The sequence below is a fragment of the Gordonia caeni genome, assembly GCF_039537105.1.
Taxonomy (GTDB): Bacteria; Actinomycetota; Actinomycetes; order Mycobacteriales; family Mycobacteriaceae; genus Gordonia; species Gordonia caeni.
Genome location: NZ_BAAAZW010000016.1, coordinates 15,700 through 42,336, shown reverse-complemented (window position 1 = coordinate 42,336; position 26,637 = coordinate 15,700). Strand labels below are relative to the sequence as shown.

Genomic DNA, 26,637 nt, shown 5'->3' with positions numbered 1-26,637 from the left:
CCCCATCAGCGCGCCCCGTCAGAACGAAATCGAAACAGCCCGAATCTCCCTCTGTGTCCGCCTATCGGCCGCTCTTCGTGCGGGGCCGACGAGGTCGATGGCGGTCTTTCTGCGTGATCGCGCGGATGTCCTGGAGAACCTCGTCCCATCCGAACAGCACGTCGTCGTAGGTGAGGCGGAAGACGATCCAGCCGCCGACCGCGGCCTTGCGGTCGCGGGTCCGGTCGTTCTGAAACTCCTCCGCCGAGGAGTGGTACTGCCTGCCGTCGCATTCGATCACCAGGCGCCCCACGCGCAGGTCGGCGCGGCCGACCTCGGCGATCTCCGGCTGGACCACCACCTTGTATCCGCATCCCCGCAGGCGGACCCGACTGACCGACTCCGTGCCGGACTGCGTGCGAGCGTCGGTCTTGCCGAACATCGCCTCGACGTACTTGGGCAGCGACCCCATCTCCCCGCGAAGGGCCTCGGCGGACAGGTTCATCGTGTTCTGCACAGAGTCGCAGACCGCGATCCAGTCCTCTTCGGTCATGCACCGCGCGGCGCACTCGAGTGCGGTGGTCACCGGGTCGACCGCGGTGCGGCCGGCAGCCTTCGGGGAGTAGCCGCGGCAGGAGGTCTTGCTCTTCCCCCGAGCCGAACGAACGTGGAGGTCCCGGTAGCCGGGAGGTACCCAGAAGCCGTAGTAGCTCAGCGCCGAAACACAGGCGAGGACGCCACCCGCCTTGACCGCTTCCTTCACCTTCGGGCTGCACGTCGCGGCCGCGTACCAGTCCTTGCGCGGGACGGTGAGCTCGCCGGTCTGCACCATCAGACGTCGTTCCCGTTCGCCGATCCCCAGGGCGGCGAGCTCGTCACGGAAGTACACCCCGTGCACCGCGCCGCCGTGCGTGGCCGTCGCCGAAGCGACCGAGACGATGACCGACTGATCCCCCATGACCGTTAGACGCGTCACGGGGGCAGTCCGGTTCCATCGCCGGCCGTCGGGCCGGTGCGCTAGGGGATCGCGCGGCGCAGAGCCAGGTATCCGGCCCCCGCCAGGACCACGGCCACGCCGAGTCCGATCAGCGCGACGTACAGCGCGTTCGCGTTCGCAAAGGCCTCGCCGACGCCGACCCATGAGCCGAACACGGAGATCAGGAAAGCGGCCGCGACCAGAACGATCACCAGACCGATGGTCACCACCAGCAGCCACAGGAGTCCGAAGCGCTTGTAGATCGTCGCCCCGAGGAAGCCGATGAGGAAGGCAAGCATGGCGGCGGCGAAGTAGAACAGCGCTGCCGACAGCGCCCCGTGCTCCCAGATCCACGGCAGGTAGAAGAAGTACCCGTTGAAGCCCCAGCCGTCGGTGGCGCGCTCGATCAGCCCGCCCACCAGATAGGTGACCGCCAGGACCAGCGACGTACCGGCCGCGGTGAGCACCGTGCCGGAGAAGAACTCGCGACGCGTCACGCTCATCGCCTGCGAGAACGGGAACGTCAAGTTCAGCGCCTGAATGCCCACGATGGCGAAGTACCAGAGCGGAGCCTGGGTACCGCCGCTGTACATCGGTTCCTCGATCGGGTCGCTGACCGAGAAGATGATGATCCCGTAGATCGCCAGGGTGATGGCGAAGGCGGCGAACAGGATCAGCAGTGGCAGCCCGACGAAGGTCTGCCGGTTGACCAGCTGCATGCGGACGACGTTGGCGGTGCGATTCATCGGTGGGCTCCTGCCGTGAGACCGGTTCGGTGCTGTGCATCCGAGTTCTGGGTGAGGCGGACGATCAGCTCCTGGAGGGAGACCGGTGCGGTGGTCAGTCCGGCCGCGGTGAGCCGCTGCCGATCGTCGTCGGTGAGGGTGCCCAGCACGGTGGACGAGGCGACCGTGCCGAGCGCTTCGCGGTGCAGTTCCTCACGGCCGGCGATGAACTCGTCCACGGTGCCGGCCGGGCCGACCACGGTGAAGGCGCGATCGCGGAGGTCGTCGACCGACTCGTTCACCACGATCTGCTCGTCGTCGACCACCAGGACCTGCTCGATCAGATCGGAGATCTCGTCGATCAGGTGGCTGGAGATGACGATGGTCCGCGGGTGCTCGGCGTAATCGGCGAGCAGGCGGTCGTAGAAGAGTTGCCGCGCCACGGCGTCGAGACCGAGGTAGGGCTCGTCGAAGAAGGTGACGTCGGCACGCGCGGCGAGACCGATGATCACGCCGACCGCGGAGAGCTGACCCCGGGAGAGCTTCTTGATGCGGGTGTTCATCGGCAGCCGGAAGTCGTCGATCAGGCGCTGCGCGAAGTCGGCGTCCCAGTTCGGGAAGAACAGCTGCGCCACGGCGAAGGCGTGCTTGGGCTTCGCGTCGTCGGGGTAGCGCTGGGACTCCCGGACGAAGCACATGCGCTGCAGGACACGGGCGTTCTCGTACGGGTGCTCGCCGAAGATCTCCACGTCGCCGGAGGTGGCGAAGTTCTGCGCGGTGAGGATGGACATGATGGTGGTCTTGCCCGAGCCGTTGCGCCCGAACAGTCCGCAGATCACGTCGCGGGGGATCGCGAAGTCGATCGCGTCCAGCACGGTCTTGTCGCCGTATCGTTTGGTCAAGTCGTGTACCCGCACCGCGGGCGTCGTGGTCGTTTCGGTCATGGCTTCGGCTCCTAACGAGGTTCCGGTGGCCGGTCGTCCCGGCGGTCGTGGATCAGGTCGATGACGTCCTGCGGATCGAGGCCCAGACGGGCGGCCTCGGTGAGCAGGGGGTCGAGATAGCGGTCGGCGAACGCGGTCTGTCGTTCGCGGCGCAGGAGGTCCCGCGCGCCGGCAGCGACGAACATGCCGACGCCGCGGCGCTTGGAGAGCACGCCCTTGTCGACGAGCAGGTTGACGCCCTTCGCGGCGGTCGCCGGGTTGATCCGGTAGAACGCCGCCAGCTCGTTGGTGGACGGCGCCCGCGTCTCCTCGGCGAGAGAGCCGTCGATGATCGAATCGGCGACCTGGTCCGCGATCTGCTGGAAGAGCGGCCTTCCGTCATCGATCATGTTCAAGTCCTTCGGTTAGTTACTTGACTAACTAACCATGACACCTCTCGGAGGGGGTGTCAAGGGGGTCGTCGATGGGTACCGTGACCGGGGTGAACCCCGATGAACGGTGTCCGTGTCGCAGTGGCGACACCCTCGGCGACTGCTGCGGGCGCTACCTGGCGAGCGCCGGTGGTGCGCCGGCACCCACCGCGCAAGCGCTGATGCGCAGCCGGTACTCGGCCTTCGCGGTGGGCGATGCGGAGCACCTGCTCGATACCTGGCACCCCAGCACCCGGCCGGTCGGGCCGGACCTCGACCCGGACCGGCGCTGGCTGCATCTGAGCATCGAATCCTGTTCCCGCGGAGGACCTTTCGATATCGACGGCGAGGTGGAGTTCACCGCGGTCTACCGCGATCCCGCGGGCCGGGGAGAGCTTCGCGAACGGAGCCGCTTCGTCCGCGAGAACGGCCGCTGGTACTACGTCGACGGCGACCTCGGCTGACTGCCACCGGCGGGTGCGGCGGCGCGATGATGCACCGATTCGACCGAAATCGCCCAATCTGCGGAGGGTTCCGCGCGCCCTGATTTGAAGCGTGGGCGTGCCCCGACGGCCCGCGTACAACTTGTCCGGTGACTTCACTGATCGACAGCTCGACGCCGGGCACCGCGACATCGGCGCCGGCCGGCACGGGCGACGAGGCCCCGCGCGCCGGCGACCATCCGTCGCTCTGGCGGCGTCTGGCCACGGCCGTCGCCCTCCCGTTGGCGTCGGTTCTGGTCTTCCTCGGTCTGTGGCAGCTGGCGGCGGTCTCCGGCATCTGGTCGGAGACCTTCGTGCCGCCCCTGGGGAACGTCTGGACGGCCCTGGTCGACATGTCGACCACGCACGACGGGGTGCGCGGCTACGCGGACTACCTGCTCGGGGAACACCTCTACATGACGCTGCGCCGGGTCTTCGTCGGTGTGACGATCGGAGTGGCCGCGGGGGTGGCTCTCGGCGTCACCATGGGTTCGATCCCCTGGGTGCGGCGGCTGCTGGAGCCCTGGCTGACCTTCCTGCGTGCGCTGCCGCCGCTGGCCTACTTCTTCCTGCTGGTGATCTGGCTCGGCATCGACGAGACGCCGAAGATCACGCTGCTCGCGCTGGCGGCGCTGCCGCCGGCGGCGGTGGCCACCACCACGGCCGTCGCCTCCACCCCGGTGCCACTGGTCGAAGCAGCCCGCGCGCTGGGAGCCTCCCGGTGGAATGTCCTGCGGGACGTGGTGATTCCCGCCGCGCTACCCGAAACCTTCACCGGCATCCGGCTCTCGGTCGGCATCGCCTACTCGTCGGTGGTCGCCGCCGAACTCTTCAACGGCATCCCCGGAATCGGCGGCGTGGTGAAGGACGCGTCCAACTACAACAACACCCCGGTCGTACTCGTCGGCATCCTCGCCATCGGGCTCTCCGGACTCATCATCGATGCCGTGCTCCGCGCGGTCGAGACACGCGCCGTTCCCTGGCGCGGAAAGGCTTGAGCCCCATGTCGATCCACCAGTACACGACACGACGACATACGCGTATCCCCAGGCTGGCGACTCTGCTGGCGGTGCTCGGTGCACTGGTCCTGGCGACCGGCTGCTCGGTCGGCCCGAGTGAGGACTCGTCGAAGCCGACGATCCGCATCGCCTACCAGAACCTCGTGAGCGGCGACCTGATCGTCAAGAACAACCGGTGGCTCGAGGACGCCCTGCCCGACTACAACATCAAATGGACCAAGTTCGACTCCGGGGCGGACGTGAACACGGCGTTCGTGGCCGACGAGCTCGACTTCGGGACCGCCGGCTCGAGTCCGGTCGCGCGGGGACTGTCCGACCCTCTCCGGATCCCGTACCAGGTGGCCTTCCCGCTGACCGTTCTCGGCGACAACGAGGCATTGGTCGCCCGCGAGGGAACCGGTATCGAGACGGTCGCCGACCTCCGGGGCAAGCGCGTCGCGACGGCCTTCGCCTCGACGGCCCACTACAGCCTGCTGGCCGCGCTCAGCGATGCCGGCTTGAACGCCTCGTCGGTGAACCTGGTGGACCTGCAGCCGCAGGCCTCGCTGGCCGCGTGGCAGCGCGGTGACGTCGACGCCGTTTACACGTGGCTGCCGACGCTGGGCGAGTTGCGTGCCGACGGCGGCAAGCAGCTGATCTCCAGCCGTCAGCTCGCCGAGCGGGGGCAGGCCACTGCCGACCTGGGGGTGGTGTCCACCGCGTTCGCCGAGAAGAACCCCGAGGCGGTCGACGCCTGGCGCAAGGCGCAGGCGCGAGCGGTGAACCTGATCAAATCCGATCCGGAGTCGGCCGCCGCGGCGATCGCCGGTCAGGCCGGCATCTCCCCGGAGGAGGCCGCCGATCAGCTGAAGCAGGCGATCTTCCTGACCCCCGCGGAGATCGCGTCGCCGGAATGGCTCGGCACCGAGGGGAGCCCGGGCGACCTGGCCGGGATCCTGCATTCGACCGCCGAGTTCCTCAAGGAGCAGAACCAGATCCCGTCCGTACCGAGCGAGCAGGTCTTCGCCGGTGGGCTCTACACGAAGGGCCTTCCCGGTGTCTTCGACGACGTCGACTGAGCCGGCCGCAAGCGGCGCGGCGGCCGGCCCGCTGGGCCAGATCGCGATCACCGGTGCGGTCCGCGAGTACGGCAAGGGTGGCCGGCGCGTCACCGCGCTCGGCCCGATCGATCTGCAGGTGCCTGCGGGGGAGTTCATCGTGCTGGTGGGGCCGTCCGGCTGCGGCAAGTCCACCCTGCTCCGCCTGATCGCCGGGTTCGAGCCGGTGAGCAGGGGGTCGGTCCTGGTGGACGGCGGTCCGCCGGTGCCCGGGCACAGCGCGGGCGTGGTCTTCCAGCAGCCGAGGCTGTTCCCCTGGCAGACGGTGCGCGGCAACGTCGCACTGGCATTGAAGTACGCGGGCGTGTCGCGTTCGGAGCGCGACGGGCAGGCCGACGCGCTGCTGGCCCGGGTCGGTCTGCACGGCACCGGGGACCGGCGGATCTGGGAGATCTCCGGCGGGCAGCAGCAGCGGGTCGCGATCGCGCGGGCCCTGGCGGTGCCGACCTCCCTGCTGCTGATGGACGAACCGTTCGCGGCCCTCGATGCGCTGACGCGCGAACGGCTGCAGGAGGACGTCCGGCAGGTCAGTGCCGAGTCGGGCCGGACCACGGTCTTCGTGACGCACAGTCCGGACGAGGCCGCCTACCTGGAGTCGCGCATCGTGGTCCTCAGCGGACGCCCGGGGCGGATCGCCGCGGACCTGCGATCAGACCTGCCGCGCACGGGAATCGGTGCCGACGAGCTGCGCGAGACTCCGGAATTCGCCAGGCTGCGCGCCGAGGTCGCGACCGCGGTGAAGGCCGAAGCGGCGACTGCGGAGCGCCGCGACCGGGGCTGACGACCGGCGGTCAGCGTCCGGGGTCGCGGCCGGCGAAGGCCATGAGGGTGGCGGTCGGGGAGGCATCCTCGGGCACCGAGACCGGCGGGCCGAAAACCCCGGGGCGGCGGGTGATCTCGTCGGGGATGTCCGCGAACATCCCCGAGATGAACTCGATCGCCTCCGCCGGGATGTCGAGGTCGCGGCCGGTGGCGGTCGCCAGGTCCCAGCCGTGCATGTACAGGTCGGCCGCCGGGAACGACAACCCCTCGCGCACTGTGCGCGGGCCTGCGGGACTGTCGATCACCCGATCCAGATCGTCCACCGACGTCAGTGCCGCGTGCGCCTGCGCCTGGAGTCCGTCCCACCAGACCACCGGGTCGCCGGACACGGCGCTCGACGGCGGCTCCACAGGGGTCACCGTCACCGTCTCACCGCGCAGGATGGTCGCGCCCACAGCGGTGGTGAGGCCGACGTGCCCGAGCACGTCGAGCGCACTCCACCCGGCGCACGGCGACGGCCGGCCCCATCGGTCGGCGGGAACGGCGTGCACCACCGCGCCGAAGAAGTCGAGTCCGTTGTCGTAGGTCTGCAGCGCGTCCCAGCTCATGGGATCGAACCTACGCGCATGCGGGCGGCCGATGGGCGCAGACGGGTAGCTTGGAAGCGTGGCTTCCCAGACTGTGATCGAGACCGGCCAGACTCCTCCTCCCACCGCCGCGACGGTCGGTGAACTGCGTGCCGAAGGGCACCGGCAGCGCGACGTCCGCGACGAGATCCGGCACAACCTGCTCGCCGCCCTGCGCGACGGCACCGACCCGTGGGAGGGGATCGTCGGGTTCGAGTCGACAGTGGTCCCGCAACTGGAGCGGGCACTGATCGCCGGGCACGACATCGTGCTCCTCGGCGAGCGCGGCCAGGGCAAGACGCGCCTGCTGCGCACCCTGGTGAACCTGCTCGACGAGTGGACCCCGGTGATCGCCGGATCCGAGCTGGACGAGCACCCGTACGAGCCGATCCTCCCGGAGACCATCCGCCGCGCAAGCGAACTCGGCGACGACCTGCCCATCGAGTGGCGGCACCGCAGCGAGCGCTACAGCGAGAAGCTGGCCACCCCGGACACCTCGGTGGCCGACCTGGTCGGCGACATCGACCCGATGAAGGTGGCCGCCGGCCGCAGCCTCGGCGACCCCGAGACCATCCACTTCGGTCTGATCCCGCGCGCTCATCGCGGCCTGATCGTGATCAACGAGCTGCCCGACCTGGCCGAGCGTATCCAGGTCTCCATGCTGAACGTGATGGAGGAGCGCGACATCCAGGTCCGCGGCTACAACCTGCGTCTGCCTCTCGACGTGCTGGTGATGGCCAGCGCGAACCCGGAGGACTACACCAACCGCGGCCGCATCATCACCCCGCTCAAGGACCGCTTCGGCGCCGAGATCCGGACGCACTACCCGCTGGAACTCGACGACGAGATCGACGTGATCGAGCAGGAGGCCGATCTGGTGGCGTCGGTGCCGACGTTCCTGGTGGGAATCCTGGCGCGCTTCACCCGATACCTGCGCGAGCACCCGTCCATCGACCAGCGTTCGGGGGTGTCGGCCCGCTTCTCCATCGCCGGCGCCGAGACCGTCGCCGCCGCAGCCCTGCACCGGGCCACCGTGGTGGGCGAGGACATCGCCGTCGCCCGGCCGATCGACCTGGAGTCGGTGGTGGAGGTGCTCCGCGGCAAGGTCGAGTTCGAGTCCGGCGAAGAGGGCCGCGAACTGGAGATCCTGGACTATCTGCTGCGCAAGGCGACCGCGGACGCGGTCCGCGCCGACCTCGGCGGTCTGGACCTGCGGCCGCTCGTCGACCGGCTGGAGAGCGGCGACGCGGTGCTCACCGGCGACCGGGTGCCGGCCGCCGACGTGATCGCCGCGCTCGGCGACGACCCGGCCACCACGGCGGTGCTCGACGCACTCGCCGAGAAGCTGAGCGCCGACGACGCCGAGCGCGCCAGCGCCCTCGAGTTCGCTCTGGAGGGGCTGTTCCTGGCCCGCCGGATCGGGAAGGAACCCGATGAGCGCGGCCGCACCGTGTATCGGGTCGAGACGCAAGACGATGACTCCTAGTCGCTACCACCGCACCCGCTACGGGCGGTACACCGGCGGCCCAGATCCGCTGGCGCCGCCGGTGGATCTGCGCGAGGCGCTGGACGCGATCGGCGAGGACGTGATGTCCGGGGTCTCGCCCGAGCGCGCGCTGCGCGAGTACCTGCGGCGCGGCGACGCGAACATGCGCGGTCTCGACCGCCTCGCCGAGGCCGCGAACCGGCGGCGGCGCGAGTTGCTGCGCTCGCGCAATCTGGACGGCACGTTCAACGAGATCCGGGAACTGCTCGACGAGGCGGTCCTGGCCGAGCGCAAGCAGCTGGCCCGCGACCTGGACGACGACGCCCGTTTCGCCGAGATGCAGATCGACAGCCTGCCCGCCTCCACCGCGCAGGCCGTGCGCGAGCTGTCGGACTACCAGTGGCGCAGCCAGACCGCCCGGGAGAAGTACCAGCAGATCTCCGATCTGCTCGGGCGCGAGGTGCTCGATCAACGCTTCGCCGGGATGAAGGAAGCGCTCGAGGGCGCGAGCGAGCAGGACCGGCAGGCGATCTCGGAGATGCTGACCGACCTCAACGATCTGCTCGACGCGCACAACCGCGGTGAGGACACCACCGCGCAGTTCCAGGACTTCATGAACAAGCACGGCGAGTACTTCCCGGAGAATCCGGAGAACACCGACGAGCTGATCGACGCCCTGGCCCGCCGGTCGGCGGCGGCCTCGCAGTTCTTCAACTCGCTGAGCCCCGAGCAGCAGGCGGAACTGGCCGAGCTGTCGCAGCAGGCCTTCGGTTCACCGGCCCTGATGAACCAGCTGTCGCAGATGGACGCCGCTCTGCGGGAGGCCCGCCCGGACCTGGGCTGGGACTCGGGTCAGGGTTTCTCCGGCGACCAGCCGATGGGCCTGGGGGAGGGCGCGGCCGCGCTCCGCGACATCGGCGAACTCGAGGAGCTGGCCGAGCAGCTGTCGCAGGCGTACGCCGGGGCGCAGCTGGAAGACATCGACCTGGACGCCCTGGAACGTCAGCTGGGCGACGAGGCCGCCGCCGACGCGCGCACCCTCGCCGAACTCGACCGTGCGCTGGCCGAGCAGGGCTTCTTCCAGCGGACCCCGGACGGGCGGCTCAATCTGACGCCGAAGGCGATGCGGCAGCTGGGCCAGTCGATCCTGCGCGACATCGCCCAGCAGCTGTCGTCGCGGTCGGGGGAACGTCGCGCCGACACCACCGGCCGGCTCGGCGAACCCACCGGCGCCACCCGCGAATGGGCGTACGGCGACACCGAACCCTGGGACGTCACCCGCACGATCGGAAACTCGGTGCTGCGCACCGTCGCCGAGGCCGCGCCCGGTGCCGACCCGGTGGCGGCCATGGCGTCCGGCGGTGTCCGCATCGACATGGGCGACGTGGAGGTGACCGACACCGAGGCACGACCGCAGGCGGCGGTGGTGTTGCTGGTGGACACGTCGTTCTCGATGGTGATGGAAGGCCGCTGGACGCCGATGAAGCGCACCGCGCTGGCGCTCAATCACCTGATCTCGACGCGGTTCCGGTCCGATGAGCTGCACCTGATCGAGTTCGGGCGCTACGCCCGCGACACCGACGTGGCCGAGCTGACCGCGCTGGAGCCGCGGATGGAGCAGGGCACCAACCTGCACCACGCGCTTCTGCTGGCGCAGCGTCATCTGCGACGTTTCCCGAATGCGCAGCCGGTGGTGCTGGTGGTGACCGACGGTGAGCCGACGGCCCACCTGGCCCCGGACGGGGAGCCGTTCTTCTTCTATCCGCCGCATCCGCAGACCATCGGTCTCACCGTGCGCGAGCTCGAACACGTCTCGCGCATGGGCGCCCAGGTGACCTTCTTCAAGCTCGGCGAGGATCCCGGCCTGGCCCGCTTCATCGACCAGATCGCCCGCCGGATCGGCGGCCGCGTGGTGAGCCCGGACCTCGACGGGCTCGGCGCCGCGGTGGTCGGCGACTACCTGCGCGCCCGCTCCGCCCGCTGAGCCGCCCCGACCCGGAGCGTGATGAGAGCCGGGGACCTAGACTGGCCACCGTGACCCAGGAACCTCACGGCGGCAAGTACTTCCCGGCACCGATCGGCGACGACGACCGGGCGAGAGTCCGGGCCAGCAACGCCGACCGCGAGGAGGCGAACGCTTTTCTGTCCGCCGCGATGAGCGTCGGGGCGCTCTCCCCGGAGGAGTACACCGAGCGCGCCGGCACGGCGCTGGCCGCCACCACCCTCGCCGAACTGGATGCGCTGTGCGCGGACCTGCCGATGAACCGGCTGGGTGCGGCCGTGGCCGAGGGCTCACTCGGCCCGACCCGCGTCAGCGCCTCGGGCGCGGCACCGGTGAGCCGGGCCGTGGCGATCATGTCCAGCAGCGAGATCAGCGGCGGCGCCGTGGTCGGTGCCGAGCTGACCGCCTTCACGGTGATGGGCGGCGTCGAGATCGATCTGCGCGAGGTGGAGTTCACCGCGCCGGTGCTGACCATCTCGTGCCGGGCGATCATGGGCGGCATCCGGATCGTCGTGCCGTCCGACATCACCGTCGAGGTGCACGGCTCGGGCATCATGGGCGGCTTCTCCGGCAAGGCGGCCGGGCCCGGCCGCCCGGGTGCGCCGCGCGTGGTGATCAAGGGCCTCGCTCTGATGGGCGGCGTCGAGACGCAGCGGGCCGCGCGCGGGGAGAACACCGGCCCGCGCCGTCCCAACTGATCGCCGGGACCGCTCAGCACTCAAGTCAGCAGCACGGCCAGCACCGCGATCACCGGGATCGACAGCAGGGTGGTGACCAGGGCGCTGTCGCGGGCCAGGATCTCGCCGCGGCTGTACCGCGTGGCGTAGACCAGCACGTTCTGCGCGGTCGGCAGCGCGGCGATCACCACCTGCGCGAACAGTGCTTCGCCGGTCATGCCGAAGCCCCAGCGGGCCAGGGCGAAGGCGATCGCCGGCATCAGCGCCATCTTCAGGACGCTCGCCAGCGCGATGTCGCGGCGCGGGCTCGCCCCCTTCTGGAACACCTGCACGCCGGTCAGGGACAGCCCGAAGGCCAGCAGTGCCAGCGGCACCGAGGCCTGCCCGAGCATGTCCAGCGGCGAGAAGACGGGCTGCGGCAGGTGCAGTCCCGCCAGCGACAGCCCCAGCCCGAGCAGCCCGCCGATCACGATCGGATTGGTCAGCGGGGTGCGGACGGTGCGCCACAGCGACCCGCGCCGGTCGGGGTCGAGCGCCGTCAGATCCAGCGTGACCAGCGCGATGGGGGAGTACAGCATGATCTGGAACAACAGCAGCGGCGCGATGAACGAGGCATCGTCGAGCACGAAGATCGCGATCGGCAGCCCCAGGTTCACACTGTTGACGTACGACGAGGAGAGTGCCCCGATCACCGCCTCGGGCACCGTGCGGCGCCACAGCACGCGCACGACGGCGAAGTAGAGCGCACCGACCGCCACCGCGGAGATCGACGCGACCGCCAGCGTGGGGGAGAAGACCACCGACAGGTCGCTGGTCGACAGCGAGGTGATCATCAGGGCCGGGGTGCAGACGAAGAAGACCATTCGGGCCAGCACCGAGACGGCGTGGTCGCCGAGCACTCCCGAGCGGCCCAGGAGATAGCCGATCCCCACCACGATGAAGATGACCGTGAATCCGGAGACGACGCCTGACACCCCGGTGATGGTAGACCCGCTGCTCCGTTTTGCAGGAGACGGTGCTCAACCGTTAGTCTGTTCTGGTTGCGTGCCGCGCGCGAAGGCGGGGCACGACTGCGAGCATTGGCCGCGGGTCGGCCGGATCGGTATCCCCCCGAACCCCACTCGCGCAATCAGGAGAGCAAGTAGAGAAGGGCTGGACACCATGGCAGTACCGAAGCGCCGGATGTCGCGGGCTAACACCCGCAGTCGTCGTTCGCAGTGGAAGGCGGACAACGCCCCCCTGCAGGAAGAGAAGATCAACGGTGTGAGCCACCGGATCCCGCGCCGCCTGGTGAAGGCAGCCAAGCTGGGCCTGGTCGACCTCGACCGTCGCTGACGCCGGGAGGCGCAGCACCCGAAACGCGAGAAGAACCGCGACCGACTCGTCACGAGTCGGTCGCGGTTTTTTCGTGCCGTCGACCGCCCTGGGGGCGATGTTCCCAATTTCAATACATTGTCGTATCCAACGTTGCTAGGCTCGCGCAGAGTATTTGATACAGCGCGTTGTCACACGGGTGGCCACCGCAGGTTGGGGAATCCATGCTGTCGTTTCTGACCGATGCCCGTCGCCGGGTGCCGGTGCTGATCGCCGTCGTCATGACGGCCCTGCTGGTGCTCACCGGGGTCGGGGTCTCACCGGCAGGCGCGGCGCCGCGCGCGGGCAGCGGACACGGCAGCGTCTACCAGGCGTATCTGACGGACGCGCAGCCCGGTGCACCGGTGCGCCTGGTCGACGGCGCGGGCGCCACGGTCGGCAGCGGGACGGTCGACCGGCTCGGCTCGTTCCTGGTGCGCGACCTGCGGGCGGGCGGCGGCTACCGCTTCGTCGTCGGCGGGGCGGCCGGCAACACCTTCGCCGTGCGTGACGAAGCGGCGCCGGACCGCAAGCTCTACACCGGCCAGCACCTGCGGCCCGGCCTCAACTACGTGCGCATGCGCGACGGCGTCAAGTTGGCCGTCACCGTACGGCTGCCGCTGGGCAAGACCATGGCCGACGGGCCGTTCCCCACCGTGATCGAGTACTCCGGCTACCAGCACGCCGCCCCCGGCGACTTCCTGGTCGGTGCGCTGGCGGGACTGGCCGGCGCCGACGATCCGATGGCCCCGGCCACCGGCACCCTGCTGGGCAACCTGGTGGCGCCCACCGCGGGATTCGCCTCGGTGAACGTGCAGATGCGCGGTTCGGGCTGCTCGGGCGGTGCCTTCGACCTGTTCGACTATCCGACCATCTACGACGGCTACGACATCGTCGAAGCCGTCGGTGCGCAGCCGTGGGTCAAGCACCACAAGGTGGGCATGGTCGGCATCTCGTTCTCGGGCATCTCGCAGATCGCGACCGCGGGCACCCGCCCGCCGAGCCTGGCCGCGATCGCGCCGATGAGCCTGACCGACGACCTGTACTCGACCGGCTTCCCGGGTGGCATATTCAACAACGGTTTCGCCGACTCCTGGCTCCAGGAACGCCAGGGCGATGCCGAACCGGCGCCCGCGGGCGGCCAGCCGTATGCGCGCGAACTGGTTCGCCGCGGCGACAAGCACTGCAAGGACAACCAGAAGCTGCGCTTGCAGACGCAGCGGATCAAGCAGCTGATCGAGGAGAATCCGACGCGGACCCCGGCGCTGCACGACCACCGCTCGCCGTCGTACTGGGCGCCGAAGGTGGACGTGCCGGTGTACCTGGTCGGTGCGCTGCAGGACGAGCAGACCGGGCCGCAGTGGCCCGCCATCATCGACCAGTTCGACGGCAACTCGAAGGTCTGGGTGCGGATGATGAACGGCGCCCACCTCGATTCGATCGGCCCCCAGTACCTCGGCCCCTGGTACGAGTTCCTGCGCATCTACGTCGACCGCACCGTGCCCAGGCAGAGCGATGTCCTCACCGCGCTGATGCCGGTGGTCTACGGTGCTGTCACCAGTTCGCCGGGGCGCCCGCTGGTCACCGCGCGCCACCCGGGTGCGACGTCGCTGGCACAGGCCCGCGCGCAGTTCGAGCGCGATCCGCGCGTGCAGGTGTTCTTCGACAACGGCGCGGGCACCCCGATCCCGGGAAATCTGTCCTCGCCGTGGTCGAGCGGCTTCAGTTCTTGGCCGGTCAAGGCCGCCGGTGACGGGCACCGGTGGACCCTCGACGGCCACGGCCGGTTGACGACGACGCCGGGGGCGCCGTCAACCGTCGACTTCCGGCCCGATCCCAAGGCCCGGCCGGCGGGCACGATGGACGTCGAGGGCGCATCCACCGAGCCGTGGTCGGCGCAGGCCGACTACCGGTGGACGCCCGTTCCGGGCAAGGCGGGCGTCGGCTTCGTCACCGGTGCGCAACCACGCGACGTGATGGCCGTCGGTCCGGCGAGCCTGGACCTGAAACTGTCCTCGAGCGCGCCGGACACCGACCTGCAGGCGACGGTCTCCGAGGTGCGCCCGGACGGCACCGAGATCCTGGTGACCACGGGCCTGTTGCGGGCCTCGCTGCGGCAGACCTCGGCGGCGTCGACGCCGCTGATGCCGGCGCGTGACTGGCTGGTGCAGACACCGATGTCGGGCGTGCAGACCGCGCGGATCTCGCTGAATCCGATCGCCCACACCTTCCGGAAGGGCTCCAAGATCCGGGTGACGATCACCGCGCCGGGCGGCGACAAGACGTCTTGGCGGTTCGACACGCCGGCGACCGGCGGTCGTGTCGTGGACACGCTGCAGCTGGGCGCCGGCGGTTCGACGCTGGTGCTTCCGGTGGTGCCGGGCCGGCGGGCCGCGGCGCCCGCGGCGCCGTGCGAGTCGCTGCGCGGGCAGCCGTGTCGTACCTACCGTCCGGCCTTCAACGGCGGCTGACCCGCTACTGGGCCAGGTACTTGTTGATCGTGCGGTTGAGGCTGTTCGGAATGAACTTGGCGCCGTTGCCGAGGAGGGTGGTCTGGGTGCCGACCGAGTAGCTGGTGCGCCGGGTCAGACGGTCGAGGCGGTTCGGGTGCACCGACTCGAAGACCTTGTCGGCCACGTCGTCGGCGGTCAGCCGGACGCCGAGGGTCTGGGTGGTCTTGGCGTCGTTGTCGGCCAGCGCCGTCTTGGTCCACAACGGCCAGATCGAGACCACGCGGATGTCGTCGGACTGCCACTCCAGTTCCAGTGCCTCGGTGAAGCCGGCGACGAAGAACTTGGTGGCGCTGTAGACCGCGATGCCGGGCTGGCCGTAGATGGCCGAGGCCGATGCGATGTTCACCAGATGGGATCCGGGAGTGGCCGCCAGGTACGGGTGGGCCGCCCGCGCGCCGAGCGCGACGCCGAGCGCGTCGATGTCGATCTGCGCCTTGATGGCATCGGGGGTGATGTCGACCAGGTCGCCGGCCACCAGGACGCCGGCGTTGTTGTCGAGCACGTCCAGAGTGCCGCCGGTGTGCGAGGTGAAATCGGCGAGTGCGCGGTCCCAGTCCGCAGCATCGCGGACGTCGAGCTTGCCGGTGATGAACTCGGGGTTCTCCGCCTGAGCGGCGGCCAGGGCGTCGTCGCTGACGTCGTAGATTCCGACGGTCCAGCCGTCCCGTGCGAACCGCTTGGCGGTTGCCAGTCCGATACCGGCGGCGCCGCCGGAGATGAAGATCGATGGCATGAGTTCCTCCACTCTGGCCTGCGGTGACGGATCGTCCCGCAGTTCTTACCGGGCAGTAACGTTTCCAGACGGTTTACGTCCATGCAAGCCGGTGCTATCGTGACAATAAGCGTTGTAACCATCCAGGGATGGCAGCAACGATCGACGCCGTTCCGGTAGCCCGGACGGGTGCTGAAGGAGGTCTTTCGATGACTGCCGCCATGGAGCGAGACGAACTGCCCGGCAATGTGGTGAGCCTGCAGGATCAGGGGCCCAGCGAGGTCTCCGAGCGACTGCTGGCCTCGGCCGCGCGCCTGTCCCGCAACGCCATGACCGAGATCGACTGGTCGCTGCCGATGGAACCGGAGAAGTACGGCTGCAGCCCCGAGTGGTCGTCGCTGTACGGCACCGACTACTGGAACGAGATGACGCAGGAGCAGCGCATCTCGCTCACCCGGCACGAGTTCGCCTCGATCATGTGCATCGGCATCTGGTTCGAGATGATCCTGCAGGAGATGGTGATCCGCGACCAGTACCTGGGCGATTACCACGATCCGGAGTTCCAGTTCGCGCTGGTCGAGGTGGCCGACGAGTGCCGTCACTCGATCATGTTCGCCAAGGCCTCGGAGAAGATGGTCGGCCGGTCGTACCGGCCCAGCCGCCGGATCGGCCGGCTCGGCAAGATCTTCAAGCGCACCGCCAAGAACGAGGTCGCCTACGCAGGCATCCTGGTCGCCGAGGAGGTCCTCGACGTCTTCCAGCGCGGCTGCATGCGCGACGACCGCGTCCTCCCGTTCATTCGGACCGTCAACGAGATCCACGTCCTCGAAGAGTCGCGCCACATGAAGTTCGCGCGCGAAGAGGTGCGTGAGTCGGTCGAGGGCATCAGCTGGGCACGACGACAGTTCAGCGCCCTCTACGTCGCGATGGGCGCGTACTTCATCGTCTCCAGCCTGATCCAGCCGCAGGCGTACGCCGACGCCGGCCTCGATGTCGACCGCGCACGCCGCGAGGCCGCGGGCAACGAGCACTTCCACTCGATGATCCGCAGCAGTTGTGCCCACCTGATGGAGTTCCTCGACGACGTCGGGCTGCTCACCAAGCCGGCCATGCGGTACTACCGCAAGGTCCACATGCTCTAAGGAGCACTGAATGTCTTTCGTCATCACCCAGTCGTGCTGCAGCGACGCGGGGTGCGTCTCGGTGTGCCCGGTGAACTGCATCCACCCCACTCCCGAGGAACGCGGCTTCGGCACCTCCGACATCCTGCACATCGATCCGGAGGCCTGCATCGACTGCGGTGCCTGCGCTGACGCCTGTCCGGTCAACGCGATCTTCCCGGCCGACAAGCTGGCGCCCAAGGACCGCATCTTCGCCGACATCAACGCCGACTACTACAAGGACAACCCGGACATCTCGTCCGGCTGGACCGACGTGGTGTACCCGGAGATCCCGCGACTGCCCGAGGGGCTGCGCGTGGCGGTGGTGGGCACCGGGCCGTCCGGCGGCTACGCCCTGCGCACCGTCCTCAACCGGACCATGGCGCAGGTGACGGTGATCGACAAGCTGCCCACCCCGGGCGGCCTGGTGCGCGCCGGTGTGGCGCCCGATCACCCCAGCACCAAGGACGTGATGCGCACCTTCGACATCCTGTACCGGGATCCGCGGGTGCAGATGGCGACCAACGTGGAGGTGGGCGACGACGCGGCCGCCGGCCAGATCTCGCCGGCCGAACTGGCCGAGCACTTCGACGCCGTCTTCTACGCGGTCGGCGCCTCCCGTTCCCGCCGGCTCGGCATCGAGGGGGAGGACCTGCCCGGTTCCACCTCCGCGACCGATCTGGTGGCCTGGTACAACGCGGTGCCCGGCGCGGACGGACCGGAGATCCCCGTCGACGGCACCGGCCGCGCGGTGATCGTCGGCACCGGCAACGTCGCCCTCGACGTCGCCCGGATCCTGGTGTCGCCGCCGGAGCTGCTGGCCGTCACCGATATCGCCGACCGTGCGCTGGACCTGCTGCACCAGCAGAACATCCACGAGGTGGTGCTGCTGGGCCGTCGCGGTCCGGAGTCCGCGGCCTACACCGCCGCCGAATACCGTGCGCTGTCGGTGATCCCGGGCGTGGACGTGGTGGTGCACGACACCGCCGACGGGCCGCTGCCCGAACTGGGCCGCCCCGCGGACCCGGACAACCGCCGGATCGTCTTCCTGTTCAACACGTCCCCGGTGCGCGCCAACGGTGACGGGCACCTGGAGACGGTGACCGTCGCGACGGGCGGCGACGAGTACCAGATCGCCGCCGACCTGCTGGTGCGCTCCATCGGCTATCGCTCCGCCCCCATCGGCGGCCTGCCGTTCGACGACGAGAGCGGCCGTTTCCCGAACGTCGACGGCCGGCTGACCGGCGCCGACGGTGAGCCGATCCCGGGTGCCTATGTCCTGGGCTGGGCCGGCCGCGGCTCCACCGGTGGCATCGGCGCCAACAAGATGCAGGCCATCGAGACGGTCGAGAGATTCATCGACGACGTCGTGAATCAGCGCATAGCGCGCCCGGTCACGGCACCGGAGGCCTTCGCCGCGCTGCTGCGCAAGCGTCAGCGAAAGGCCGTCGGCTACCGGGGGATCCGCGCGATCGACCGGCGCGAACGCGAGGCCGGCGCCCGCGAGGGACGTCCGCGCGTCAAGTTCACCGAGGTCTCCGACATGCTGTCGGCCGCGGGTCGCCGCCGGCGCTGAGTCTTTCGCCGACCGCGACACGACTATCCCGTCCTCAGGGCGCTATCAGGGCTGATGGATAAGACTGTAGGTATGCGCATTCTTGTGGTCGACGATGACCGGGCCGTCCGGGAGTCTCTGCGTCGTTCCCTGACCTTCAACGGGTACACCGTGGAGACGGCGGGCGACGGCCTGGAGGCACTGGAGAAGGTGGTGGCCGAACGGCCCGACCTGATGGTGCTGGACGTGATGATGCCGCGCCTGGACGGGCTCGAGGTCTGCCGCCGGCTGCGGTCGGCCGGCGACGATCTGCCGATCCTGGTGCTCACCGCCCGCGACTCGGTGTCCGAGCGGGTGAGCGGCCTGGACGCCGGTGCCGACGACTACCTGCCCAAGCCGTTCGCGATGGAGGAACTGCTCGCCCGGCTGCGCGCCCTGTCGCGGCGCACCACGCGCGACGACGAATTCGACTCCGAGGCCATCAGCTTCGAGGATCTGACGCTCGATCCGGTGACCCGCGAGGTGACCCGCGGGGAACGGCAGATCAGCCTGACGCGCACCGAGTTCGCGCTGCTCGAGATGCTGATGTCCAATCCGCGCCGCGTGCTCACCCGTAGCCGGATCCTGGAAGAGGTGTGGGGGTACGACTTCCCGACCTCGGGCAACGCCCTGGAGGTCTACATCGGCTATCTGCGCCGCAAGACCGAAGCCGACGGCGAGTCCCGGCTGATCCACACCGTGCGAGGCGTCGGGTACGTCCTGCGCGAGAACGCTCCGTGACCCCCGGGGTGTCGCAGTGAGTCTGCGTTCTGCGCTGCGACGGCGCCCCGGCCCCGGCAAGGCACGTCCGATGCGGGATCCGAATCCGCTGACGCGCGCGGTCTCCCTGCGTACCCGCGTGGCGCTGCTGGCCGCGGCCGTGGTGCTGCTGTCGGCGATGCTGATGGCCGGTGCGACGTACGTCTTCGTCTACCGAGCCCTCTACCAGGACGTCGATACCCAGCTGACCGCCCGCGCCGACGGCATGACGGCGCTGGCGAAGACCGGCCAGCTGTCGGAGAACCCGAGCAGCCTGCTGGCCGGCACCGTCTTCTCCACCAACATGACCATTGCGCTGGTGCAGCCGGACGGGCACGCCTACAGCGTCGGCGAGGTGCCGTTCGAGGGGGCCGAGCGGGAGATCGTGGCGTCGACCAACCCGGACGGCAAGCTGAATCAGAGTCTGCGCACCCTCGGGAACAAGCGGGTGCTGGCGCGCAAACTGTACGACGGCAACACTCTGATCCTGGCGCAGAGCCTGGACCACACCGACGCGATCCTCCGTCGGCTGGCCTCGGTGCTGTTCGTCGCCGGCGGCATCGGGGTGGCCGTCGCCGGGGCGGCCGGCACGGTGGTGGCCCGCGGCGGTCTGCGCCCGGTCGGGAGACTGACCTCCGCGGCCGAGCGGATCGCCCGCACCCAGGATCTGACCCCCATCCCGGTGGCCGGCAAGGACGAGCTCGCCCGCCTCACCGAGGCCTTCAACGCGATGCTGGCGGCGCTGGCCGAATCGCGGAACAAGCAGGCGCGCCTGGTCGCGGACGCCGGACACGAACTGAAGACCCCGTTGACCTCGCTGCGCACCAACCTGGAGCTGCTGATCGCCGCCTCCGAGCCGGGGGCCCCGGCGGTGCCGGCGTCGGACATGGTGGAGCTGCGGTCGGACGTGGTGGCACAGATCGAAGAACTCTCGACCCTCGTCGGCGACCTGGTGGACCTGGCCCGCGAGGAGTCGCACGACGCCGTCTTCGAGGAGTGCGATCTGCAAGAGGTGATCGACGAGGCGCTGGCCCGAGTCCGGCGGCGCCGCACGGACATCGACTTCGAGGTGGACGGCCACCCGTGGTTCGTCTTCGGGGAGGCCGCCGGCCTGTCCCGCGCGGTGCTCAACGTGCTCGACAACGCCGCCAAGTGGAGCCCTCCGGGCCGCGCGGTCCAGGTGCGGCTGCGGCAGATCGGGCCGGAGACAGCCGAGTTCACCGTCGCCGACGCCGGCCCCGGCATCCCGCCGGAGGACCGGGAACTGGTCTTCGAGCGCTTCTACCGGGCGGCCGCCACCCGTTCCATGCCCGGCTCTGGTCTGGGGCTGGCGATCGTGCGGCAGGTGGTGGTGCGGATGGGCGGCACCGTGGTGGCCGACCAGTCCGAGCAGGGCGGAGCGCTGATCCGGATCGTCCTGCCGGGCAGCCCCGTGCACACCGAACCCGACCCGGTCCTGGTGCCGCGCTAGGACTTCGCCGTGCGGGCCGGTGCCTCGACCCGCGTTGGGACCGGGTTCCCAGGTATCACTGAGATACCTCACAGGTAGGTCTTCTAGGGTGGTCCGCATGACAGACCGCGGACCACGCGACGACGGCCCCAATCCCTACGGACCCGGCCAGACACCGCCTGCACGGCCCGGCGAGTGGACCCGCCCCGAACCCGGCCCAGCCGGACCGCCGCCGTACTACGGCCCGCCCCCCGGGCAGCAGCAGCCCATCACGGCCTACGGCACCGGCGCCTTCCCGGCGGCCGACGGGCAGCCGGGCGGGCAGCCGCCCACGCCGGAGAAGCCCCGAAGCCGCGGTCCGCTCTGGGTCGCCCTGGTCACCGTGCTGGCGCTGGCCGCCGGTGTCCTCGGCGGCATCGTCGGCGTCGCGATCACCCGCGACGGGGGGAACTCAGGCAGCACGGGCACCGTCGTCAGCGGTCCCGCGGGCAGCCGGGTCACCACGCAGCCGCCGGCCGAGCCCGGTTCGGTGCAGGACGTCGCCGACCGGGTGCTGCCGACCGTGGTCGCGATCGCCGTCGCCTCCGGCAATCAGCAGGGCTCGGGGTCGGGCGTGGTGTTGTCCGAGGACGGCACCATTCTCACCAACGCCCACGTGGTCACCGCCGGTGGCCAGACGGCCGCCGACGAAGTGCTGGTCAGCTTCTTCGACGGCAGCCGCGCCACGGCGCGGGTGGTCGGCACCGACCCCACCTCCGACATCGCCGTGATCAAGGTCGACAAGTCTGGGCTTAGTGCGGTCTCCGTCGGCACCTCGGACAATCTGACCGTCGGCCAGGACGTGATCGCGATCGGTTCACCGCTGGGCCTGGAGGGCACCGTCACCACCGGGATCATCAGCGCCCTCAACCGGCCGGTGTCCACCGCGGGCACCGACGGTTCCACGGAGTCGGTGATCGACGCGATCCAGACCGACGCCGCCATCAACCCCGGCAACTCGGGAGGCGCACTGGTGAACTCCGCGGGTGCCCTGATCGGCGTGAACACCGCCATCGCCACCCTGGGCGGCGCCGACGGAGCGAGCGGCTCCATCGGCCTGGGTTTCGCCATCCCGATCGACCAGGCCATGCGGGTGGCCAACCAGATCATCGCCGGCGACGAGGTGTCCCACGCCAGCCTGGGCGTCAACGTCCGGCCGAGCCGGGACGCGACCCTGCCCGGTGCCGTGGTGGCCAGCGTGGTCCGGGGCGGCGCGGCCGCCGACGCAGGCATTCCCGAGGGTGCGCTGATCACCGCCGTCGACGACCGGAAGATCAGCTCGTCCGAGGCGCTGGTGGCCGCGATCCGCTCGCGCGCCCCCGGTGACTCGGTCAAGATCACCTACAGCAACCGGGGTGACGACCGGACGGTTACCGTGAAGCTCGGGACGTCCTGAGCGGGCCGCACAGCGCCCCGGACAACGCACAGCCCAAAGAGAGGTTCGACATGATCGACGCAGCCGATGCGCAGGCCGACGCCGCCGCCCGTGACCTGATCGCCGAAACGGTGAACGACGCCGAGGTGGTGCGCCGGGCCCTGGTGGTGGTGGTCGACGACCGTGCCGCCCATGGCGAGGACACCAGCCTGCTCGGCCCCCTGGTGTGCGAGCTCCTGGAAGAGGGCGACTATCACGTCGATGCCACCGTCGCCGTCTCCGGCGACGAGGTGGAGATCCGCAATGCCCTGAACACCGCGGTGATCGGCGGCGTGGATCTGGTGGTCTCGGTGGGCGGGGTGGGTGTGCGCGCCCGCGACGTGACTCCGGAGGCCACCGAGCCCCTGCTGGACCGCGGGCTGCGCGGGATCGAAGAGGCTCTGCGCAGTTCGGGGCTTTCGGCCGGGGCGACCGACGGCGGACTGTCGCGCGGTCTGGCCGGAGTCTCGGGGCAGACTCTCGTGGTGAACCTGGCGAACTCGCGCGCCGCCGTCCGCGACGGCATGGCGACCCTGATTCCGCTGTCGCACCACATCATTGACCAGATCAGTGAGTTCTGAGACCGGCGACGGCACGCCGGATCGGCAGTCGGCGGACGAGGACGGCAAGGAGTCGGAGTGGCGCCGCAAGCGGCGCCTCAGCCGGGTCTTCGGCGACACTCTTCCCGACCGGCTGGCCGATCCCGGTGATACTCCTCACAGCGCTCGTGGGCGTGACTGGTACGAACGGAATCGGCCCCCGCATCACGAATAGTCGCTGGCCAGGATGTATTTGATTTGACGCATGGTGACCTTTAGTCGCGGTTAACCGACCGTTAATCGACAGACACTCCGGCGTAACGAAAGCCGTTCCTCATCCGATAGCGGCGCCCGTCCCGATCGGATAGCGTTTCTCGCGACAGAGTCACTCAGGGTTTCCTTGGCTGACTCACAGGGTCCACTAGACACGCCAATGAGGAGTACACAAACATGCGCAAACACCTGCTGCGCACGGCCGTGGTGACGACGGCGATCGCCGCCGTCGGCGCGACGAGCTTGATCACCGGCCCGGGTGCCGCCGATGCGGCCCGGCTGCCGAACGGCGCCAAGACCACCACGGGTATCGACGGTCAGAAGGTCACCCTCAAGCGCACCGGCGAGCGCGCCAACGCGATGCCGTCGGTCGCCAACAACGGCGCCGGCCGCGCCGCGGCCGTCTCGGGCACCTACAGCGCCACCCTGAGCAAGGGCAAGGGCACCATGACCGTCGGCTACCTGGTGGGCTGCCAGATCGACATCACCGGGCTCAAGGGCGGACTGTCGGGCAGCATCGGTATCGACGGGGGCTCGCTGAGTGGCGCCATGAGCGTTCCGCTCAACCCCGGGCAGGTGGCGTTCATCAAGTCCGATTCGATGTCGATCAAGAAGAGCAAGGCCACCCTGCTGGTCGACAGCTTCCACATCAACGTCGAGCAGTGCGGTGGCTACGCCTCGGCGCGCTCGGTGGTGCAGGTGATGGCCGCTGACGGTCTCTCCACGGAGGACGAAGAGCTGTCGGGCGACAGCGGCTTCGTCCAGTCCACCCTGTACGGCAAGCCGTTCAGCCTTAACTGATCCACCACACGCAAAAGGAACTGACATGAAGAACCTGAACAAGCGCGTGGTGGCCGGGGCCGCTGTGGCCGGTGCCGCGCTGATCGCCGTGACCGGCGCGACCGCCGGTGTGGCCGAGGCCAAGAGTCTTCCGGGCGCCTCCAAGTCCCGCTCGTTCGACGGCGGCAGCGTCAACATCCGCCTCTACGACGAGTCGGCGCGCATCACCCGTGCGGTGACCAACATCCAGACCTCGCGCGAGGTCTGGGTCTCCGGCAAGGTCCGGGTCACCACCAGCGGGGACGTCAAGGGCGGCAACATCAACGTCGGCTACCTGGTCGGCTGCCAGGTGAACTTCGGCGCCGAGGGCAGTGGAGGTGCTGGACTTGAGGTTGACAACGCAGGCGAGGGTACTCCCAGCGCGAGCGTGGGCGGTGGGTTCGAACTCTCTCCCGGTGAGGCCGCCTATGTGCCGGTGATCAAGACCACGATCGACGACGAAGCCGTCAACAGCTTCAACTTCGGCAACGCGCGCGGCGGCGTCGCCTACAGCCAGGAACGCTTCGGCGTCGACGGCTGCGCGGGCTACGCCTCGGCCATGGCCAAGGTGACCGTCAAGGTCTCCACCGACACCTTCAAGGGCAACATCACCATGTATGGCAAGCCCTTCAGTCTCGGCTGAGCCATGATGATCAATAAGCGCACCGCCCGGCTGGCCACCACTGTCGCGGCGGCCGGTCTGGCGGCGGCCGCTCTGGGCGGCGCAGGTGCCGCCGACGCGGCGAAACTGCCCGGCGGCCACAAGGCCAAGCAGGTGCCCGGGGGCAGTGTCAGCATCCGGCTGTTCGACGAGAGCTACACCGTTCAGCGCCCGGTCACCAACGTCCCCACCAGCCGCGAGGTCTTCGTCTCCGGCAAGGTGCGCGTCAACACTGGCGGGGATGTGAAGGGCGGCACCATCACCACCGGTTACCTGATCGGTTGCCAACTCAACTTCGGTGCCGGCGCCGGAGGTGGTGCGGGGATCGAGAGCGACCTCGACCTGAGCGCTCTGGCGACTGGCGACAGTCCGTTGTCGCCGCCGGCAGCGACCGACGACACCGGTGCCAATGCCTCGTTCAGCCTGGGACCGGGGACGGCCAAGTTCGTACCGGTGATCCGGACCTCGATCGACGACACCGCGGTCAACAGCTTCAACTTCACCGGCAGCACCGGTGGGGTGGCCTACAGCCAGGAACGCTTCGGCGTCGACGGCTGTGCCGGCTTCGCGCAGGCGCGGGCGCTGGTGAACGTGCAGGTCTCCGGCGGCGACGCCAAGGCCAACGTCACCCTGTACGGAAAGCCGTTCAGTATCGGCTGACCGTCCACCGCACCATATGTCGATCAGGCCGCTGTCCCTCGGGCAGCGGCCTGATCTACGTTTGGGGGACCAGTGAAGGAGTCGCTCATGGCCGATCCGGCGGAGACCGTCGATCTCAATCGCTACGACCCCGCGCATCGGGCGTGGGTGACCGAATCGGTTCGGCGGGTCCGCGCTGAGGCCAATCGCTCGGCGGACACGCACCTGATCGCGGTGCCGCTGCCGCCGGAGTGGGGGATCGATCTGTACCTGAAGGACGAGTCCACCCATCCGACGGGGTCACTGAAGCACCGGCTGGCCCGGTCGCTGTTCCTGCATGCGCTCTGCAACGGGTGGATCCGTGAGGACGCGCCGGTGATCGAGGCGTCCAGTGGGTCCACTGCGGTCTCGGAGGCTTACTTCGCCAAGCTGATCGGCGTCCCGTTCATCGCGGTGATGGCCGCCGGGACCAGCCGGCACAAGATCGGCTTGATCGAACGCGAGGGCGGACGCTGCCACCTGATCGACGATCCGAGTCAGGTGTACAGCGTGGCCCAGCAGCTCGCGGAGGAGACCGGCGGCCACTACATGGACCAGTTCACCTTCGCCGAGCGCGCGACCGACTGGCGCGGCAACAACAACATCGCCGAGTCGATCTTCGCCCAGCTCTCCCTGGAGCGGTATCCGGAGCCGGAGTGGATTGTGGCGACCGCAGGCACCGGCGGTACCTCGGCGACCATCGCGCGGTACCTGGCGTACACGGGGCGCCACACGGGGGTCTGCGTCGCCGACCCGGAGAACTCCGCGTTCTTCCCCGCCTGGCGTGACGGGGACGGCGAGGTGCGCACGGCCGTCGGCTCCCGAATCGAGGGCATCGGCCGCCAGCGGGTGGAGCCGAGCTTCCTGGGCACCGCGATCGACCGGATGATGGTGGTCCCGGATGCGGCTGCCGTCGCCACCATCCGGCACTTGGAGACCGTCACCGGCCGTCGCGTGGGCGGATCCACCGGCACCGGCCTGTGGGCCGCCTATCGGATCATCGCGGAGATGCTCGCCGCGGGGCGGACCGGCAGTGTGGTGGGACTTCTCTGCGACCCGGGGGACCGGTACCTGGACAAGTACTACTCCGACGAATGGGTCGCCGAGACCGGCCTGGACCTGGCGCCCTACACCGAGAGCCTCACCGACTTCTTCACCTCGGGAACTCTGGCCTAGCGAGACACGTTGCCTGAGCCGTCCCGAGATGCGTTGCCTGAGCCGTCCCGAACGGAGTGAGGGGCGTGTCGAAGGCGTGGCGTTCCGCGGAGCGTTAGTGGGTTGCCCGCCGGTGTCTTCGACTCGGGCTCCTTCGTCGCCCGGCTCAGACGGCGGGGCTGGGGCCTTGGTCGCCCGGCTCAGACGGCGGGTTGTTGTTGCCTGAGCCGTCCTGAACGGAGTGAGGGGCGTGTCGAAGGCGGGCGTTCCGCGGAGCGTTGCCCGCCGGTGTCTTCGACTCGGGCTCCTTCGTCGCCCGGCTCAGACGGCGGG

Annotated in this window: 26 protein-coding genes; 19 read left to right on the top strand and 7 right to left on the bottom strand. The window is 69.5% G+C overall.

Features of this window, described 5'->3' with window-relative positions:
• Window positions 1–61: 61 nt before the first annotated feature.
• From ABD732_RS18310 to ABD732_RS18295, 4 genes are read right to left on the bottom strand one after another with little or no spacing between them, the layout of a single operon-like run.
• Window positions 62–937 (bottom strand): endonuclease domain-containing protein, encoded by an 876-nt coding sequence (locus ABD732_RS18310; protein WP_344786200.1) that lies wholly within the window; start codon window positions 935–937, stop codon window positions 62–64.
• Window positions 938–996: 59 nt separating this feature from the next.
• The gene (locus ABD732_RS18305) at window positions 997–1,701 is read right to left on the bottom strand and encodes a hypothetical protein (protein ID WP_344786198.1); all 705 of its coding nucleotides are present in this window, start codon (window positions 1,699–1,701) and stop codon (window positions 997–999) included.
• Complete coding sequence (locus ABD732_RS18300; RefSeq protein ID WP_344786196.1) at window positions 1,698–2,624, bottom strand: ATP-binding cassette domain-containing protein; 927 nt, start codon at window positions 2,622–2,624, stop codon at window positions 1,698–1,700. Before ABD732_RS18300 ends, ABD732_RS18305 begins: the two co-directional genes overlap by 4 nt.
• An 11-nt stretch (window positions 2,625–2,635) precedes the next feature.
• Window positions 2,636–3,013, bottom strand: coding sequence for a GntR family transcriptional regulator (locus ABD732_RS18295; RefSeq protein ID WP_344786194.1), 378 nt, complete (start codon window positions 3,011–3,013; stop codon window positions 2,636–2,638).
• A gap of 74 nt (window positions 3,014–3,087) precedes the next feature.
• Between ABD732_RS18295 and ABD732_RS18290 the strand changes: the two genes are divergently transcribed.
• From ABD732_RS18290 to ABD732_RS18275, 4 genes are all read left to right on the top strand, one after another.
• Window positions 3,088–3,498: a YchJ family protein gene (locus tag ABD732_RS18290; protein WP_344786192.1), complete on the top strand. Its 411-nt coding sequence runs from the start codon at window positions 3,088–3,090 to the stop codon at window positions 3,496–3,498.
• Window positions 3,499–3,734: 236 nt separating this feature from the next.
• The gene (locus ABD732_RS18285; protein WP_344786202.1) at window positions 3,735–4,514 is read left to right on the top strand and encodes an ABC transporter permease; all 780 of its coding nucleotides are present in this window, start codon (window positions 3,735–3,737) and stop codon (window positions 4,512–4,514) included.
• Between the two features lie 5 nt (window positions 4,515–4,519).
• Window positions 4,520–5,593 (top strand): taurine ABC transporter substrate-binding protein, encoded by a 1,074-nt coding sequence (locus tag ABD732_RS18280; protein ID WP_344786190.1) that lies wholly within the window; start codon window positions 4,520–4,522, stop codon window positions 5,591–5,593.
• A gap of 31 nt (window positions 5,594–5,624) precedes the next feature.
• A complete protein-coding gene (locus tag ABD732_RS18275; protein WP_425553090.1) occupies window positions 5,625–6,413 on the top strand; it encodes an ABC transporter ATP-binding protein in 789 nt (262 codons plus the stop codon).
• Between the two features lie 10 nt (window positions 6,414–6,423).
• Here ABD732_RS18275 and ABD732_RS18270 read toward each other — a convergent pair whose 3' ends face one another.
• On the bottom strand, window positions 6,424–7,002 hold the full coding sequence (locus ABD732_RS18270) for a TIGR03086 family metal-binding protein (protein WP_344786186.1): 579 nt from the start codon (window positions 7,000–7,002) through the stop codon (window positions 6,424–6,426).
• Between the two features lie 58 nt (window positions 7,003–7,060).
• Between ABD732_RS18270 and ABD732_RS18265 the strand changes: the two genes are divergently transcribed.
• Genes ABD732_RS18265 through ABD732_RS18255 form a run of 3 tightly spaced genes read left to right on the top strand, consistent with a single transcriptional unit; the run spans window position 7,061 to window position 11,206 of the window.
• A complete protein-coding gene (locus ABD732_RS18265; protein WP_344786184.1) occupies window positions 7,061–8,506 on the top strand; it encodes a sigma 54-interacting transcriptional regulator in 1,446 nt (481 codons plus the stop codon).
• Complete coding sequence (locus ABD732_RS18260; RefSeq protein ID WP_344786182.1) at window positions 8,496–10,490, top strand: vWA domain-containing protein; 1,995 nt, start codon at window positions 8,496–8,498, stop codon at window positions 10,488–10,490. Before ABD732_RS18265 ends, ABD732_RS18260 begins: the two co-directional genes overlap by 11 nt.
• A 50-nt stretch (window positions 10,491–10,540) precedes the next feature.
• On the top strand, window positions 10,541–11,206 hold the full coding sequence (locus ABD732_RS18255) for a DUF1707 SHOCT-like domain-containing protein (RefSeq protein ID WP_344786180.1): 666 nt from the start codon (window positions 10,541–10,543) through the stop codon (window positions 11,204–11,206).
• A 20-nt stretch (window positions 11,207–11,226) separates the two neighbouring features.
• On the opposite strand, the gene ABD732_RS18250 is transcribed toward ABD732_RS18255, so the two are convergent.
• On the bottom strand, window positions 11,227–12,159 hold the full coding sequence (locus tag ABD732_RS18250) for an AEC family transporter (protein ID WP_344786178.1): 933 nt from the start codon (window positions 12,157–12,159) through the stop codon (window positions 11,227–11,229).
• Window positions 12,160–12,346: 187 nt separating this feature from the next.
• On the opposite strand from ABD732_RS18250, the gene rpmF reads away from it, so the two are divergent.
• Both rpmF and ABD732_RS18240 read left to right on the top strand, forming a co-directional pair.
• On the top strand, window positions 12,347–12,520 hold the full coding sequence (gene rpmF / locus ABD732_RS18245; protein WP_344786176.1) for a 50S ribosomal protein L32: 174 nt from the start codon (window positions 12,347–12,349) through the stop codon (window positions 12,518–12,520).
• Window positions 12,521–12,723: 203 nt separating this feature from the next.
• A complete protein-coding gene (locus ABD732_RS18240) occupies window positions 12,724–15,009 on the top strand; it encodes a CocE/NonD family hydrolase (protein ID WP_344786174.1) in 2,286 nt (761 codons plus the stop codon).
• Between the two features lie 4 nt (window positions 15,010–15,013).
• Here ABD732_RS18240 and ABD732_RS18235 read toward each other — a convergent pair whose 3' ends face one another.
• Complete coding sequence (locus ABD732_RS18235; RefSeq protein WP_344786172.1) at window positions 15,014–15,784, bottom strand: SDR family oxidoreductase; 771 nt, start codon at window positions 15,782–15,784, stop codon at window positions 15,014–15,016.
• A gap of 188 nt (window positions 15,785–15,972) precedes the next feature.
• Between ABD732_RS18235 and ABD732_RS18230 the strand changes: the two genes are divergently transcribed.
• The 10 genes from ABD732_RS18230 to ABD732_RS18185 all read left to right on the top strand — a co-directional run bounded on the left by ABD732_RS18230 (window position 15,973) and on the right by ABD732_RS18185 (window position 26,325).
• Window positions 15,973–16,905: an AurF N-oxygenase family protein gene (locus ABD732_RS18230; protein WP_344786170.1), complete on the top strand. Its 933-nt coding sequence runs from the start codon at window positions 15,973–15,975 to the stop codon at window positions 16,903–16,905.
• 10 nt (window positions 16,906–16,915) lie between these two features.
• The gene (locus tag ABD732_RS18225) at window positions 16,916–18,499 is read left to right on the top strand and encodes an FAD-dependent oxidoreductase (RefSeq protein ID WP_344786168.1); all 1,584 of its coding nucleotides are present in this window, start codon (window positions 16,916–16,918) and stop codon (window positions 18,497–18,499) included.
• A gap of 72 nt (window positions 18,500–18,571) precedes the next feature.
• The gene (locus tag ABD732_RS18220) at window positions 18,572–19,258 is read left to right on the top strand and encodes a response regulator transcription factor (protein WP_344786166.1); all 687 of its coding nucleotides are present in this window, start codon (window positions 18,572–18,574) and stop codon (window positions 19,256–19,258) included.
• Between the two features lie 70 nt (window positions 19,259–19,328).
• Window positions 19,329–20,747, top strand: a complete 1,419-nt coding sequence (locus ABD732_RS18215; protein WP_344786164.1) for a HAMP domain-containing sensor histidine kinase — start codon at window positions 19,329–19,331, stop codon at window positions 20,745–20,747.
• A 97-nt stretch (window positions 20,748–20,844) separates the two neighbouring features.
• Window positions 20,845–22,161 (top strand): S1C family serine protease, encoded by a 1,317-nt coding sequence (locus tag ABD732_RS18210; protein ID WP_344786162.1) that lies wholly within the window; start codon window positions 20,845–20,847, stop codon window positions 22,159–22,161.
• Between the two features lie 50 nt (window positions 22,162–22,211).
• Entirely contained in the window at window positions 22,212–22,760 is a 549-nt protein-coding gene (locus ABD732_RS18205; RefSeq protein WP_344786160.1) for a MogA/MoaB family molybdenum cofactor biosynthesis protein, read from the top strand.
• 408 nt (window positions 22,761–23,168) lie between these two features.
• Window positions 23,169–23,792 (top strand): MspA family porin, encoded by a 624-nt coding sequence (locus ABD732_RS18200; RefSeq protein ID WP_344786158.1) that lies wholly within the window; start codon window positions 23,169–23,171, stop codon window positions 23,790–23,792.
• Between the two features lie 25 nt (window positions 23,793–23,817).
• Window positions 23,818–24,453, top strand: a complete 636-nt coding sequence (locus ABD732_RS18195) for an MspA family porin (protein ID WP_344786156.1) — start codon at window positions 23,818–23,820, stop codon at window positions 24,451–24,453.
• 3 nt (window positions 24,454–24,456) lie between these two features.
• The gene (locus ABD732_RS18190; protein WP_344786154.1) at window positions 24,457–25,131 is read left to right on the top strand and encodes an MspA family porin; all 675 of its coding nucleotides are present in this window, start codon (window positions 24,457–24,459) and stop codon (window positions 25,129–25,131) included.
• Window positions 25,132–25,218: 87 nt separating this feature from the next.
• Complete coding sequence (locus ABD732_RS18185; protein ID WP_344786152.1) at window positions 25,219–26,325, top strand: PLP-dependent cysteine synthase family protein; 1,107 nt, start codon at window positions 25,219–25,221, stop codon at window positions 26,323–26,325.
• Window positions 26,326–26,637 lie beyond the last annotated feature (312 nt).

What these genes read in the sequence shown, in the direction of transcription:
- ABD732_RS18310 (WP_344786200.1), bottom strand. Translation starts at nt 937, where the DNA reads ATGGGGGATCAGTCGGTCATCGTCTCGGTCGCTTCGGCGACGGCCACG.
- ABD732_RS18185 (WP_344786152.1), top strand. Translation starts at nt 25,219, where the DNA reads ATGGCCGATCCGGCGGAGACCGTCGATCTCAATCGCTACGACCCCGCG.
- ABD732_RS18280 (WP_344786190.1), top strand. Translation starts at nt 4,520, where the DNA reads ATGTCGATCCACCAGTACACGACACGACGACATACGCGTATCCCCAGG.
- ABD732_RS18290 (WP_344786192.1), top strand. Translation starts at nt 3,088, where the DNA reads ATGGGTACCGTGACCGGGGTGAACCCCGATGAACGGTGTCCGTGTCGC.
- ABD732_RS18225 (WP_344786168.1), top strand. Translation starts at nt 16,916, where the DNA reads ATGTCTTTCGTCATCACCCAGTCGTGCTGCAGCGACGCGGGGTGCGTC.
- ABD732_RS18270 (WP_344786186.1), bottom strand. Translation starts at nt 7,002, where the DNA reads ATGAGCTGGGACGCGCTGCAGACCTACGACAACGGACTCGACTTCTTC.
- ABD732_RS18195 (WP_344786156.1), top strand. Translation starts at nt 23,818, where the DNA reads ATGAAGAACCTGAACAAGCGCGTGGTGGCCGGGGCCGCTGTGGCCGGT.
- ABD732_RS18200 (WP_344786158.1), top strand. Translation starts at nt 23,169, where the DNA reads ATGCGCAAACACCTGCTGCGCACGGCCGTGGTGACGACGGCGATCGCC.
- ABD732_RS18205 (WP_344786160.1), top strand. Translation starts at nt 22,212, where the DNA reads ATGATCGACGCAGCCGATGCGCAGGCCGACGCCGCCGCCCGTGACCTG.
- ABD732_RS18305 (WP_344786198.1), bottom strand. Translation starts at nt 1,701, where the DNA reads ATGAATCGCACCGCCAACGTCGTCCGCATGCAGCTGGTCAACCGGCAG.
- ABD732_RS18210 (WP_344786162.1), top strand. Translation starts at nt 20,845, where the DNA reads ATGACAGACCGCGGACCACGCGACGACGGCCCCAATCCCTACGGACCC.
- ABD732_RS18240 (WP_344786174.1), top strand. Translation starts at nt 12,724, where the DNA reads ATGCTGTCGTTTCTGACCGATGCCCGTCGCCGGGTGCCGGTGCTGATC.
- ABD732_RS18295 (WP_344786194.1), bottom strand. Translation starts at nt 3,013, where the DNA reads ATGATCGATGACGGAAGGCCGCTCTTCCAGCAGATCGCGGACCAGGTC.
- ABD732_RS18235 (WP_344786172.1), bottom strand. Translation starts at nt 15,784, where the DNA reads ATGCCATCGATCTTCATCTCCGGCGGCGCCGCCGGTATCGGACTGGCA.
- ABD732_RS18190 (WP_344786154.1), top strand. Translation starts at nt 24,457, where the DNA reads ATGATGATCAATAAGCGCACCGCCCGGCTGGCCACCACTGTCGCGGCG.
- ABD732_RS18230 (WP_344786170.1), top strand. Translation starts at nt 15,973, where the DNA reads ATGACTGCCGCCATGGAGCGAGACGAACTGCCCGGCAATGTGGTGAGC.
- ABD732_RS18220 (WP_344786166.1), top strand. Translation starts at nt 18,572, where the DNA reads ATGCGCATTCTTGTGGTCGACGATGACCGGGCCGTCCGGGAGTCTCTG.
- rpmF (WP_344786176.1), top strand. Translation starts at nt 12,347, where the DNA reads ATGGCAGTACCGAAGCGCCGGATGTCGCGGGCTAACACCCGCAGTCGT.
- ABD732_RS18215 (WP_344786164.1), top strand. Translation starts at nt 19,329, where the DNA reads ATGCGGGATCCGAATCCGCTGACGCGCGCGGTCTCCCTGCGTACCCGC.
- ABD732_RS18260 (WP_344786182.1), top strand. Translation starts at nt 8,496, where the DNA reads ATGACTCCTAGTCGCTACCACCGCACCCGCTACGGGCGGTACACCGGC.
- ABD732_RS18300 (WP_344786196.1), bottom strand. Translation starts at nt 2,624, where the DNA reads ATGACCGAAACGACCACGACGCCCGCGGTGCGGGTACACGACTTGACC.